The following is a 12707-nucleotide window of genomic DNA, read 5'->3' on the forward strand; positions in this document are numbered from 1 at the left end:
TCAATTCTCTATCGACAGGATGGGCAGTGCCTGCGTGTAGGGCGACGACGGATTGGACGTCGCCGACCGGAGCCGGAGCCAGAAGAAATCGTGGCTTCCGAGGGTCAGCGTCAACGTCTCGTCGTCGTTGATCCCCGGGAAGACCTGGCCGCCGAAGACATCACGCAGTCCCCGGCCGGCGTATTCGGGCACACGCAGCGTGGCGGCCACGGGATGCTGCGAGAGATTAAAGGCGCAGAGGACCGGTTTCGCCGTTCAATCCTGCGGAATTACCCTCCGGCAGTTCCCGGAGGTACGCCAGGACGGCGTCGTGGTCGGCTTCGACGTGCTTGAAGGCGCCGAGGCCGAAAGCCGGGTGGTTCCTGCGGACACTGAGGATCTGGCGGGTCCAGCGAAGCAGCGATCCGGAGTGCGCGGCCTCGGCCTCCACGTTGGCCATGCTGTAGTTGTAGACCAGCGACTGGATGGGCGGCAGGTAGAGCTTTCCCGGGTCCGCGTGCGAAAATCCCGCGTTGCGGTCGGGGTTCCACTGCATCGGTGTGCGGACGGCGTCACGGTCCTCAAGCCAGATGTTATCGCCCATGCCGATCTCGTCCCCGTAATACAGGAACGGGCTGCCCGGCAGTGAAAGCAGGAGGGCGTTGATCAGCTCAATCTCAGCCCGCGAGTTGTCGAGCAAGGGGGCCAGCCGCCGGCGGATACCGATGTTGGCGCGCATGCGCGGGTCCGGTGCGTACCAGCCGAGCATTGCAGCGCGTTCGTCAGCAGTGACCATTTCGAGCGTCAGTTCATCGTGGTTGCGCAGGAAGGTGCCCCACTGGGCTCCGTCCGGGATATCCGGAGTGTCGCGCATGGTCTCGATGATGGGCGCGGCCTTCTGGTCCCGGAGCGCGTAGTAGAGCCGGGGCATGATGGGGAAGTGGAACGCCATGTGGCACTCCGGCTCCGCCTCCGTCCCGAAATACTCCACTACCTCGTTGGGCGGCTGGTTGGCCTCCGCGATGATGACGCGGCCGGGGTAGCTTTCGTCCACCATGGCGCGCAGTTTCCGGAGGAAGTCATGGGTAGCCGGAAGGTTTTCGCAGTTGGTCCCTTCCTCTTCGAAAAGGTACGGGATGGCGTCCGCGCGGAACCCGTCAATGCCCTGGTCCAACCAGAACCGCACTACGTCGAAGAGCGCCTCGATGACCTTGGGATTTTCGAAGTTCAGGTCCGGCTGGTGGCTGAAGAACCGGTGCCAAAAGAACTGCCGGCGGATGGGATCGAAGGTCCAGTTTGATTCCTCGGTGTCAACGAAGATGATGCGGGCGTCCTGGTACTTTTCGTCGGTGTCGCTCCACACGTAGAAATCGCCGTACGGACCGTCAGGATCCTTGCGGGATTCCTGGAACCACGGGTGCTGGTCCGAGGTGTGGTTCAGCGGCAGGTCGATGATCACCCGCACTCCCCTGGCATGAGCCTCTGCCACCAGTCGCTTGAAGTCGCTGATGGTCCCGAACTCGTCCAGTACGGAGTTGTAGTCCGAGATGTCGTAGCCACCGTCCCGCAGGGGTGACTGGAAGAACGGCGGCAGCCACAGGCAATCCACGCCCAGCCACTGAAGGTAGTCCAGCCTGTCGATGAGGCCGGAGAAGTCTCCGGATCCGTCACCGTTGGCATCCGCAAAGGCCCGTACCAGCACCTCATAGAAAACGGCTTTCCGGTACCACAGCGGATCATGCTGGAGGCCCGGAGCATTCAGCTCAAACGTGCTTTTGGGCGTGAAGTGCTGGCCGGAACTTTGCGGATTGAAATTCACTGATGCATTCTCCTGACGCTCAGGATGTGTGCCGGCTCTACGTGCGGGTCAAGGCGGACGTAGTTGAACTCCCCCCATTCCCAGCTTTCGCCGGAGATGAGGTCGTCAACGTAGAAGCCGCCGCCCGCGGTGATGTCCTGCGGGTCCAGTTCCAGGGCAGCCAGGTCCAGGGCTACGCTGCATTCCTTGGTGACGTGCGGATCCACGTTGACCACCACAATGAGCGTGTCCTTCGAACCGTCCGCCAGCGTCTTGTGCTTGGAGTAGACCACCGTGGAGTCGTCGGTGCTCTGGTGGACCGTGAGGTTCTGCAGGTCCTGTAGCGCCGGATGGTCGCGGCGAAGGTGGTTCAGCCGTGTGATGAACGGTGCCAGGGTCCGGCCGGACTCTGCGGCAGCGTCCCAGTCGCGGGCCTTGTATTCGAACTTCTCGTTGTCGATGTACTCCTCCGCGCCGGGGCGGGCCACATGTTCGTACAGTTCGTAACCGGCGTACACGCCCCACAGCGGACTGGCCGTCGAAGCGAGGACAGCCTTGATCTTGAAGGCGGCCGGGCCACCGTACTGGAGGTACTCGGTGAGGATGTCCGGGGTGTTGACGAAGAAATTGGGCCGGAAGTACGCCGGGGAATCGTGGCTGACCTCGTGGAAGTACTCCTCGATCTCCTTCTTGGTGTTGCGCCACGTGAAGTACGTGTAGGACTGCTGGAAGCCTGCCCTGCCCAGCGCGTGCATCATCGCGGGGCGGGTAAAGGCCTCAGCCAGGAAAACCACGCCGGGAACCGTTTTGTTAACTTCGGCAATGAGCCATTCCCAGAACCACACGGGTTTGGTGTGTGGGTTATCCACGCGGAAAATCTTTACCCCGTGGCTGACCCACAACAACACAATCCGCAGAATTTCGTTCGAAAGCCCCTCGGGGTCATTGTCGAAATTAAGCGGGTAAATATCCTGGTACTTCTTGGGCGGGTTTTCGGCATAGGCAATGCTGCCGTCAACACGGGTGGTGAACCATTCGGGGTGCGCGGCTACCCAGGGGTGGTCCGGCGCCGCCTGCAGCGCCAGGTCCAGCGCCACTTCCAGGCCCAGCTCGTTGGCACGGGCCACGAAGGCGTCAAAGTCCTTGAAGGAGCCGAGGTCCGGATGGATGGCGTCGTGTCCGCCCTCGGCGGCGCCGATGGCCCATGGGGAGCCGGGATCGTGCGGGCCGGCCACAAGGGTGTTGTTGGGGCCCTTCCGGTGCTGCACGCCGATCGGGTGGATGGGCGGCATGTAGATGACGTCGAAACCCATGCCCGCGACGGCGTCCAGCCGGCGGGCGGCGGTACGGAAGTTGCCGGACGTCCAGGCGCCGGTGTTGTGGTCCTTGACGGCGCCCTCGGACCGCGGGAAGAACTCGTACCAGGAGCCGCGGCCTGCGCGGTCACGCTCCACCAGGAGGGGGTACTTCTCGGAAACGGTGACCAGTTCCCGGATGGGCTGGTGCGCCACAACCCCGGCCACATCGTGGCCGAACCCGGCGCCGAGGCGTTCCTCGGTGCTGAGGGACTGGTCAGCCAGCCTGCCGGCGGCGTCGCGCAGGACGCCCTTATCCCATTCGCTGCGGAAGTCCTCGCCGGACGCTTCCCGCAGCAGGGCGGCACCTTCAGCGAGCATGAGCTCGACGTCGATGCCGGCAGCGATCTTCACTTCAGCGTTGTGGTGCCAGGTACCGTAGCGGTCATGCCACGCCTCAATAACGAATGACCAGTTGCCCGGTTCCGACGGCGTGAGGATGCCTTCCCATCGGTCGGTTCCCATGCCCCGTTCCCCGCGTGGAGCCGTCAGCCGAACGCGCTGGCGCTCGGCACCGGACGGATCCAGCAGCACGGCGCTGACGCCAAGCTGGTCATGGCCTTCACGGAACGAGGTGGCACCCACGACGATTCCTTCGCCGGGCAGCGCCTTGGCGGGAAACTTCCCGCCCTCGACGACTGGCTGAACGGCAGTGATCGGAAAACGTCCGAACCGGAGTCCGTCGGTGATCTGTCCCTTGGGCATTTTCTTTGATGCGGCACTGGTTACTGAGTTAGTCGTCACAAGCTCGACGTTAGCGAGAAATGCCGAAGATTGCTAAGCCTGCGCACTGTATTTTGTTGCGCCGCGCTTCACGTGCTCCGCCTCCCCTGTCATTTACGCAAAAGAAACCTAAAGCTGGTTACAGCCGCGGGGGTTGTCCGTTAGTGTGACGCAGGTGAAGGCAATCCGCAGGTTTACGGTCCGTACAGTCCTCCCCGAACCCATCCGGCCCCTGGCCCGGCTGGCCAGCAACTTGCGTTGGTCCTGGCACCGCCCCACCCGGGAACTTTTCGCGGGCCTCAACCCCGCACTGTGGCAGGAAAGCGGCCAGGACCCGGTGGGCTTCCTGGGCATGGTCAGCCGCGAGGAGTTCCAGCAACTGGCCACCAACCAGGCAGTGGTGGAGAAGGTGCGGGCAGCCGAGGCGGACCTCAACCGTTACCTTGACGAGCCCCGCTGGTACCAGGGCCTGGGACCGGACGCTCCTGCCTCCATCGCCTATTTTTCGCCCGAGTTCGGCATCACCGAAGTCCTGCCCCAGTACTCCGGCGGCCTCGGCATCCTTGCCGGCGACCACCTGAAGGCGGCCTCGGACCTGGGCGTTCCGCTGATCGGCGTTGGCCTGCTGTACCAGGCCGGCTACTTCAAGCAGTCCCTCTCCCGGGACGCCTGGCAGCAGGAAACCTACCCTGTGCTGGACCCTGACGGGCTGCCCCTGACACTGCTCCGCGAGCCCTCCCCGGATGGCAACGGCAAGCCAGTGCAGGTCTCCCTGCCCCTCCCCAACGGCCGGCGCCTGCTCGCTCACATCTGGCGGGCCGACGTCGGGCGCGTCCCCCTCCTGCTCCTTGACTCCAACGTCCCGGGTAACGACGACGCCGCCCGCAGCATCACAGACCGGCTCTACGGCGGCGGCGGTGACCACCGGCTCCAGCAGGAACTGCTGCTGGGCATGGGCGGCGTGAAAGCGCTGCGGGCGTTCCAAAAGCTGACCGGCACGGCGGCTCCGGAAGTGTTCCACACCAACGAAGGCCACGCGGGCTTCCTGGGCATCGAACGTATCCAGGAACTCATGTCCGGTGAGCAGGCACTGACGTTCGATGAAGCCCTCACCGCGGGGCGAGCCTCCACCGTCTTCACCACGCACACCCCCGTGCCCGCAGGCATCGACAGGTTCGAGATCGCCCAGATCAGCCACTTCTTCCAGGCCGGGCTGGCGCCCGACGTGCCGGTGGACCGCATCCTCGAACTGGGCCGCGAGAACTACGCGGACGGCAACCCGTCCGTCTTCAACATGGCAGTGATGGGCCTGCGCCTGGCACAACGGGCCAATGGTGTGGCCAAGCTCCACGGCGAGGTCTCCCGCGGCATGTTCTCGGCACTGTGGCCCGGATTCGACCACTCCGAGGTGCCCATCACCTCGGTGACCAACGGCGTGCACGTGCCCACCTGGGTGGACAGCCGGATCTCCCAGCTGGCCCGGGATCAGTTCGGCAGCGAAGCGGAGGCCAACGGCCGCTGGGCCCTGGCGTACAACGTCAGCGACGCCGACGTCTGGGCGCTTCGGCGTGAGCTGCGTTCGGCGCTGGTGGACGACGTCCGCCGCCGCCTGCGCGCCGCGTGGAAGAAGCGTGGCGCCGCCGATGCCGAGCTGGGGTGGACCGAACACGTCCTGGACCCGGACGTACTCACCATCGGCTTTGCCCGCCGCGTTCCTACGTACAAGCGCCTGACCCTGATGCTGCGCGAACCGGAGCGGCTGAAGGCACTGCTGCTGCACAAGGAGCACCCCATCCAGCTGGTCATTGCCGGCAAGTCCCACCCGGCCGATGACGCCGGCAAGAAGATGATCCAGGACCTGGTCCGGTTCACGGACGATCCCGAGGTCCGCCACCGGATCGCATTCCTGCCGAACTATGACATCGCCATGGCGCGGACCCTGTTCCCTGGCTGCGACGTCTGGCTGAACAACCCGCTCCGGCCATTGGAGGCCTGCGGCACGTCAGGCATGAAGGCCGCCCTGAACGGCTCGCTTAACCTGTCCGTCCTGGATGGCTGGTGGGACGAGATGTACGACGGCGAAAACGGCTGGGCCATTCCGACGGCCAACAACGGCGCATCCCCCGAAGAGCGCGACGATATCGAGGCCGCCGCACTTTACGAGCTGCTCGAAAGCCAGGTGGCGCCGAGGTTCTATGGCAGCACGGTGTCCGCGGCCGCGGGGGCTGCGGGACCGTCGACGTCGGCGGCAGAGCGGGTGCCCACGCACTGGGTATCCATGATCAAGCACACCCTGTCCCACCTGGGGCCGGCGGTTTCGGCAGAGCGCATGCTCCGCGACTACGTCAACATCCTGTACCGCCCCGCAGCCGAGGCCGGCCGCAGCGCCAGTGCCACCGGCTACGCCCAGGCCCGGTCGCTGGCATCGTGGACCGCGAGGGTGCGCTCGGCCTGGCCGCAGGTGCACGTGGAGCATGTGGACTCGGTGGGCGTCTCCGAGGATCCGCAGATCGGCGACACCCTCCAGGTCAACGCGTATGTGGCCCTCAGCGGCCTCACCCCCGAGGACGTGTACGTGGAGGTGGCTTACGGCAGGGCTGAGGAAAGCGACACCCTGACGGACATCACCATCATGGAACTGCAGGTGAAGGAGGACCTGGGCAACGGCCGCCACCTCTTCAGCGGTTCGCTGGTGATCGACAGGTCAGGGCCGTTCGGCTACACCGTCCGTGTCCTGCCGCAGCACGAGGGACTCGCGTCCAAGGCCGAGCTGGGGCTGATCGTGAATGCGTAACCCCGTCTCCTGACAGGAGGGCCTCCTGCTGGGTACGTGTCCTGACAGACAGGATACTAAACCCAGCGCAGGAGGAACCCATGACCGAGCGGACCGTCTCTGACGTGATAGTGGACCGGCTGGCAGTTTGGGGAGTGGACCGAGTCTTCGGTTACAGCGGAGACGGAATCAACGGCTTCATGGGTGCTTTGCGGAGAGCCTCGGGCCGGGTGTCGTTCATCCAGGCCCGGCACGAGGAAAACGCGGCGTTCATGGCGGTGGGCCATGCCAAGTACACCGGTGGCGTGGGTGTTGTCACGTCTACCCAGGGCCCCGGTGCCGTCCACCTGCTTAACGGCTTGTACGACGCCAAACTGGACAGCGTGCCGGTGGTTGCCATCGTGGGCCAGCAGAGCCGGACTGTGCTGGGCTCCGCCTACATGCAGGAAATCGACCTGGTGTCCCTGTTCAAGGACGTCGCGTCACAGTTCGTGCAGCTGGTCAGCGCCCCGGAACAGCTGCCCATGGTCCTTGACAGGGCCTTCCGGACCGCAATGGCTACCTCGTCTCCCTGCGTGGTCATCGTCCCCCACGACCTCCAGTCGGCTCCTGCCCCTGAGCTGGAGCAGGAGCACGGAATCGTGGTGACTGCCCCGTCCTGGGCGTCGGCGGCCAAGGTACCGAGGGACGGGGACCTTGACGCTGCAGCTGCCCTGCTCAATTCCGCCGAACGGGTGGCGTTATTGGTGGGCCAAGGTGCCAGGCACGCCTCTACCGAGGTGGTTGCCATCGCCGAAAAGCTGGGGGCGGGCATTGCCACCAGCCTGCTGGGCAAACCCTTTGTGGATGAGACACTCCCGTTCGCCGTAGGCACCATGGGGCACCTTGGAACCACGGCCAGCGCCCATCTGCTGGGCAACTGCGACGCGCTGCTCATCGTGGGTTCCAATGACCCATGGACAGAGTTCTACCCGCCGCCAGGGGCGGCCCGGGTAGTGCAGATCGACATTGACGAGAAAAAGATCGGCAACCGGTACCCGGTAGAGGTGGGGCTCGCCGGGGACGCCGCGTCAGCGCTTGCGGCGCTGGACAAGAGGCTGGAGCACCGCCCGCACGGTGAATGGCGCTCGGCCGTGGAGCAGGAAGTCAGCCGCTGGCGCATCCTGGCAGCCGACCGCGCCGCCGTCCCTGCAGCACCTGTGAATCCCGAACGCGTGGTCCGCGAGCTCAACGGCCGGCTGCCGTCAGACGCCCAGCTGAGTGTCGACGTCGGAAGCTGCGTCTACTGGTACGCCCGCCAGCTGACCCTTCCGCCCGGCGTCCCGGTGCACCTGTCCGGCACGCTTGCCAGCATGGGCTGCGCCATCCCGTACGGTATCGCCGCCAAGCTCGCCCACCCTGACCGGCCGCTGGTGGCCCTGGCCGGGGACGGTGCCATGCAAATGGCCGGCGTGGCGGAACTGGCCACCGTGGCCCACCGCTGGCAGCAGTGGCCCGACCCAAGGTTTGTGGTCTGCGTCTTCAACAACCGCGAATTGGCCGAGGTGACGTGGGAACAGCGGGAGTCTGAGGCCGAACCGCGTTTTACCGACAGCCAGGAGCTGCCCGAGTTCCCATTTGCAGGCTATGCCGAACTACTGGGGCTCACAGGCATTCGCGTCGAGGACCCGGAGCTTCTCGGGGATGCCTGGGAGCAGGCCTTCGCCGCGGACCGCCCCGTAGTCATCGAAGTGCTGACCGATCCCGAAATTCCGCTGCTTCCGCCGTTCCCGGCCGGGCGGGAGAAGGCTGCCAACATGCGCAAGGGGCTGGCGGCCGAGGACGGGAGCGGCCATGCCGAAGCGCTGCTGGACACCTACACTGCGCAGGAGGAACGACCAGGCGGCTGATGCGCCGTCAGAGCAGGACGGCCGTCACCGCCAGGTCCTTTCCGGCGTACCGCTCGGCGTCCTGGAGGATTTCGCAGAGGATGCCGAACGACCTGTCGGAGCGGAACGGTGCCGCCACCTGCCAGAGGACAGTGACAGGCGGGTTGCCGTTGTCCGAAATGCTGTCCGCAAAGTCATGCAGCGAATCGTTCAGCGCATCGAGGTTGACCCCGTAGTGCTCCGGGAAACTCAGGACCTCACCGAAGGTTTCCAGGACCTCCCGCTTGCTGTCCGCCGGGGGGATAACCAAGCTGCGGCGGCCGGCGTCCGTCACCTGGTCCTGCAGTTCCTCGAGGGTCCAGGTGTCGCCGGAGTAGATCTTCATGGTGCTGCTAACTGCCTTCCGTAATGAACGAGAATGATTCGTAGTGGTCGCCGGTGTAGTACTTTTCGCCGTCCGCACCGGCAACGATCCTGCGTGCGCCACGGTCTGACTCCCCCGGAGTGGGCACCGTGTATTCGCGGTAGTAACCGCGGTCGCGGCGGGGCAGGATCCCTTCAAAGTTGCCGAAGGCCTGGTCATCCTGGCTGTAGCGGTAAGGGCCGCCTGCGCGGATCAGTGCCAGGACCCGGCGCCCTTCGGCCGGCAGCTGGGATTCCCTGATGGCCGGCAGGCCGGAGGGGTTCTTCTGTGCGGGCGCCGGCGCCGCCTGGGCCGGGCGCGACGGCGCCGGGGACGCGGACGCGGATGTCGCCGCCGGGCCGGTGGTGGGTGCCGTCGTCGTGCCCTCCGTCAACTGGCCCAGGACGCCCTGGCCGCCGAAGGCAAGCACTGCCACCACCACGAGGGCGGCAAGCAGCAGGGGCAGGATCTTGCGGTTGCGCATGGTCGGTTCGTCCCGGGCTAGGCGTTGCGGTAAATACTGATGGAGTTGGCCTCCACCAGGTCCTTTTCACCCGAAGCCACCAGGCCGCCCTGCCGCAGCTCGTGAAGCGGGGAGGTAGTGAGCCGCAGTTCGAACATGCGGGGGCCAGTGCCTTCGGCAGCCAGCGGCGGAAGCGTGATGGTGACATCCGAGCCGGTTCCGTTCACCACCACCAGGCCAGCCAGCTCACCGTCGTCGGAGCCGAGAAGGAGCTGCATCACGCGGTGCTGCGGATCGTTCCAGCGTTCCATGGACATCGGTTGGCCGTTGTGGTCGTACCAGTACAGGTAAGACTGCTCGTCCCGGACCGGGAAGTGGTGCGGCTGCGCGGCCAGGAACTCCTTGCGGAGCCGGATGTAGCGCTTGGTGCTGCGGAGCATCTCATGCGATTCCGGGGTACGCGTCCAGTCCACCCAGGTCAGGGCGTTGTCCTGGCAGTAGGCGTTGTTGTTCCCTTGTTGGGTGCGTGCCAGTTCATCGCCGGCGGTAATCATGGGAATGCCGAGGGAGATCATCAGCGACGCCATCATGTTGCGCCGCGACTGGGCGCGCCTGCCCAGGATGTCGCCGTCCTCGGTGGGGCCCTCCACGCCATGGTTGTAGCTGCGGTTGTCGCCGTGCCCGTCGCGGTTCTGTTCGCCGTTGGCTTCGTTGTGTTTCCTGTCGTAGGACACAAGGTCGTTCAGCGTGAAGCCGTCGTGGGCCGTCACGTAATTCACTGACGCGAGGCGGGAACGGCCGGAGCCTTCGAACAGCGCAGCGGAACCGGACAGGGCGTCGGCCAGTTTTGCCACCGAGCCGCCCTGTCCGCCGGATTCCAGTGCTGCCCGGTCGGCGAGCCAGAAGGACCGCACGGAATCGCGGAAGTGGTCGTTCCAGTCAACCCAGCCCATGGGGAAGCGGCCCGTCTGCCATCCGCCGTAGCCAACATCCCACGGTTCGGCGATGAGCTTGGTGTCGGACAGGACAGGGTCAGCAGCGACGGCCACGAGGAACGGGTGCCGGGGGTCGAACTCGTTATCGCCGTTGCGGCACAGGGTCACGGCCAGGTCGAAGCGGAAACCATCGATGTGGAATTCGTCCACCCAGTACCGCAGCGAGTCCAGGACCAGCTGGATAACCCGGGGCTCGGCGAAGTTGAGGCTGTTTCCGCACCCGGTGGTGTCCAGGTACTTCCCGTGGCCGTCCGTCCGGTAGTAGCGGTTCTCCCCCAGGCCACGGAAGCTGATGGTCTGCCCGTCCGCGCCGCCCTCCGCGGTGTGGTTGTAGACCACATCCAGGATGACTTCCAGTCCTGCCTCGTGGAAGGCCTTGACCATGGCCTTGAACTCGTTCTGGACTGCCTGCGGACCGGCATCCTGGGCCGCGCCCGTGGCGTAGGCGGGATGCAGGGCGAAGAAGGCCGCCGTGTTGTAGCCCCAGTAATTCGTCAGGCCCAGATCCTGCAGGTGCGGTTCGTCCAGGTGGAAATGGACCGGCAGCAGCTGCACAGACGTGATGCCCAGTCCTTTGAGGTGCTCAAGGACTGCCGGGTGCGCCATCCCCGCGTAGGTCCCGCGGAGTTCTTCTGGGACATCGGGGTGGAGCATGGTCTGTCCGCGGACGTGTGCCTCGTAGATGATGGTGTTCCGCCACGGCAGCCTCAGGCGGCTGTCCGTTCCCCAGTCAAAGTCGCCGGCCGTGCGTGCGCTGGTGAGGAGGCCGTCGCGCAGATCCACGGCCCGGCCATACGGATCGAGCAACGGGCGACTGCCGTCCTCGTCCAGGCCGTTGGCCGGTACCGCCACAGGCAGCGACTGCTCGCCGGAGGCAGGGCGGAAGCCGTAGCGGGAGCCCGGAGGCAGGTCCTCGACGATGCCGTGGTGGACGCCGTGGGTAACGTTCGGCAGCGGCTGGACGCGCCATTCACCACCCGGGGGCTGGTACACGATTTCCAGGCTGGGCACACCGGGGGCATAGCAGGCAACGTTGGCCCGGCCCCTGTCACCCTGGCCGGAGCCGTCTGAATCAGCGCGCGGGACGCTGACACCGAGGGGAACAGCCGTAGAGGCGTCCATGGTGGAGGCGGTGTCGAAGAGCGGCATGACCATTAGCTAAATAGTAGCCGCCGGCGGCTACTGGCCTGCGCCAGCGTCACACATGACGCCCGGGCCGGGGCCACGGCGTCGTCCCGCCGTGCGGGACGACCCCGTCCGGCGGGACCCCGGACTGATTACTTGGCTGCGCGCTGGCGGGAGACCTCGTACAGCGTGATGCCCACGGCCATGGACGCGTTGAGCGATTCCATGGCGGAGTCGATGGGAATGGAGACGATCTGGTCGCAGTTTTCGCGGACCAGCCGGCTCAGGCCCTTGCCTTCGGAACCCACCACGATGCACACCGGTTCGGTGGCGAGGCTCAGGTCCGGCAGCGACACGTCGCCGTCGCCGTCCAGGCCCAGGACGAAGATACCCATGTTCTTGAACTGCTTGAGGGCGCTGTTGAGGTTTGATGCCCGGGCCACCGGCACACGGACCGCCGCGCCGGCGCTCGTCTTCCACGCCGAGGCGGTAACGCCGACGGAGCGGCGCTCCGGAACAATCACGCCGTGGCCGCTAAACGCGGAGACGGAGCGGATAATGGCGCCGAGGTTGCGGGGATCGGTGATGCCGTCCAAAGCAACGAACAGGGGGGCGTTGCTGACGTGCCCCTTCTTCCACTTCTCCACGGTTTCTTCGGCGAGCTCATAGGCGTCGGCGTAATCGTAGGGCGGGATCTGCAGGACGAGGCCCTGGTGGACGGCGTCGTCGGTCATCCGGTCCAACTCGGGCTTGCCGGTTTCCAGCAGCGGGATGCCGCGCTCGGCCGCCAGCTTGAGGGACTCCTTGACCCGGTCATCCATTTCAATCCGGATGGCAACGTGCAGCGCCTTCGCGGGGATGCCGGCGCGGAGTGCTTCCACTACCGAGTTGCGCCCGGTAACGACCTCCTCGGTGGCGCGGCCCTTGGGGCCGGACTTGCCGGCTCCGGCGCTGCGGGCACCGGGGTTGCGCTTGGCGGCCGAGCGCTCCGCGAGCTGCTTGGACTTGTGCGCCTTGTGGTACGGACGGTCCTCCGCCTTGGGCGTGGGGCCCTTGCCTTCCAGGGCCTTGCGGCCATGGCCACCGGTCCCGATGGTTGGGCCCTTCTTCGCTTTAACCGATCGGCGACCATTGTTGGCCATGATGTTCCACCCTTGATTGTGTTGACTGAGTCCGGCTACCAGTCTACTGACCGAAGAAAAATCGGGTTCCCGGGCTTTTGGCT

Annotated in this window: 7 protein-coding genes and 1 pseudogene; 2 read left to right on the forward strand and 6 right to left on the reverse strand. The window is 65.6% G+C overall.

Features of this window, described 5'->3' with window-relative positions:
- Both treS and QE394_RS04880 read right to left on the reverse strand, forming a co-directional pair.
- Positions 1–1798, reverse strand: a pseudogene (gene treS, locus QE394_RS04875) (maltose alpha-D-glucosyltransferase).
- Positions 1795–3837 carry an alpha-1,4-glucan--maltose-1-phosphate maltosyltransferase gene (locus QE394_RS04880; RefSeq protein ID WP_349035374.1) on the reverse strand — a complete coding sequence of 681 codons (2043 nt, stop codon included), beginning with the start codon at positions 3835–3837 and terminating at the stop codon, positions 1795–1797. The pseudogene treS and the gene QE394_RS04880 overlap by 4 nt, the downstream one beginning before the upstream one ends.
- Before the next feature lie 193 nt (positions 3838–4030).
- Between QE394_RS04880 and glgP the strand changes: the two genes are divergently transcribed.
- Both glgP and QE394_RS04890 read left to right on the forward strand, forming a co-directional pair.
- Positions 4031–6649: an alpha-glucan family phosphorylase gene (glgP, locus tag QE394_RS04885; protein WP_349033878.1), complete on the forward strand. Its 2619-nt coding sequence runs from the start codon at positions 4031–4033 to the stop codon at positions 6647–6649.
- Positions 6650–6729: 80 nt separating this feature from the next.
- Positions 6730–8517 (forward strand): thiamine pyrophosphate-requiring protein, encoded by a 1788-nt coding sequence (locus QE394_RS04890; protein ID WP_056076523.1) that lies wholly within the window; start codon positions 6730–6732, stop codon positions 8515–8517.
- A 7-nt stretch (positions 8518–8524) separates the two neighbouring features.
- On the opposite strand, the gene QE394_RS04895 is transcribed toward QE394_RS04890, so the two are convergent.
- From QE394_RS04895 to rlmB, 4 genes are all read right to left on the reverse strand, one after another.
- On the reverse strand, positions 8525–8881 hold the full coding sequence (locus tag QE394_RS04895) for a barstar family protein (protein WP_349033879.1): 357 nt from the start codon (positions 8879–8881) through the stop codon (positions 8525–8527).
- Between the two features lie 7 nt (positions 8882–8888).
- Positions 8889–9383 carry a ribonuclease domain-containing protein gene (locus QE394_RS04900; RefSeq protein WP_349033880.1) on the reverse strand — a complete coding sequence of 165 codons (495 nt, stop codon included), beginning with the start codon at positions 9381–9383 and terminating at the stop codon, positions 8889–8891.
- 17 nt (positions 9384–9400) lie between these two features.
- Positions 9401–11512 (reverse strand): glycogen debranching protein GlgX, encoded by a 2112-nt coding sequence (glgX, locus tag QE394_RS04905; protein WP_349033881.1) that lies wholly within the window; start codon positions 11510–11512, stop codon positions 9401–9403.
- Between the two features lie 122 nt (positions 11513–11634).
- A complete protein-coding gene (rlmB, locus tag QE394_RS04910; protein ID WP_056076531.1) occupies positions 11635–12624 on the reverse strand; it encodes a 23S rRNA (guanosine(2251)-2'-O)-methyltransferase RlmB in 990 nt (329 codons plus the stop codon).
- Between the last annotated feature and the right edge of the window lie 83 nt (positions 12625–12707).

The sequence above is a fragment of the Pseudarthrobacter sp. SORGH_AS 212 genome (assembly GCF_030818145.1).
In the GTDB taxonomy this organism is placed as follows: Bacteria; Actinomycetota; Actinomycetes; order Actinomycetales; family Micrococcaceae; genus Arthrobacter.

Bases quoted from the DNA above. Each gene is read 5' to 3' on its own strand.
- QE394_RS04880 (WP_349035374.1), bottom strand. From the start codon at position 3,837: ATGCCCAAGGGACAGATCACCGACGGACTCCGGTTCGGACGTTTTCCG.
- QE394_RS04890 (WP_056076523.1), top strand. From the start codon at position 6,730: ATGACCGAGCGGACCGTCTCTGACGTGATAGTGGACCGGCTGGCAGTT.
- QE394_RS04895 (WP_349033879.1), bottom strand. From the start codon at position 8,881: ATGAAGATCTACTCCGGCGACACCTGGACCCTCGAGGAACTGCAGGAC.
- QE394_RS04900 (WP_349033880.1), bottom strand. From the start codon at position 9,383: ATGCGCAACCGCAAGATCCTGCCCCTGCTGCTTGCCGCCCTCGTGGTG.
- glgX (WP_349033881.1), bottom strand. From the start codon at position 11,512: ATGGTCATGCCGCTCTTCGACACCGCCTCCACCATGGACGCCTCTACG.
- rlmB (WP_056076531.1), bottom strand. From the start codon at position 12,624: ATGGCCAACAATGGTCGCCGATCGGTTAAAGCGAAGAAGGGCCCAACC.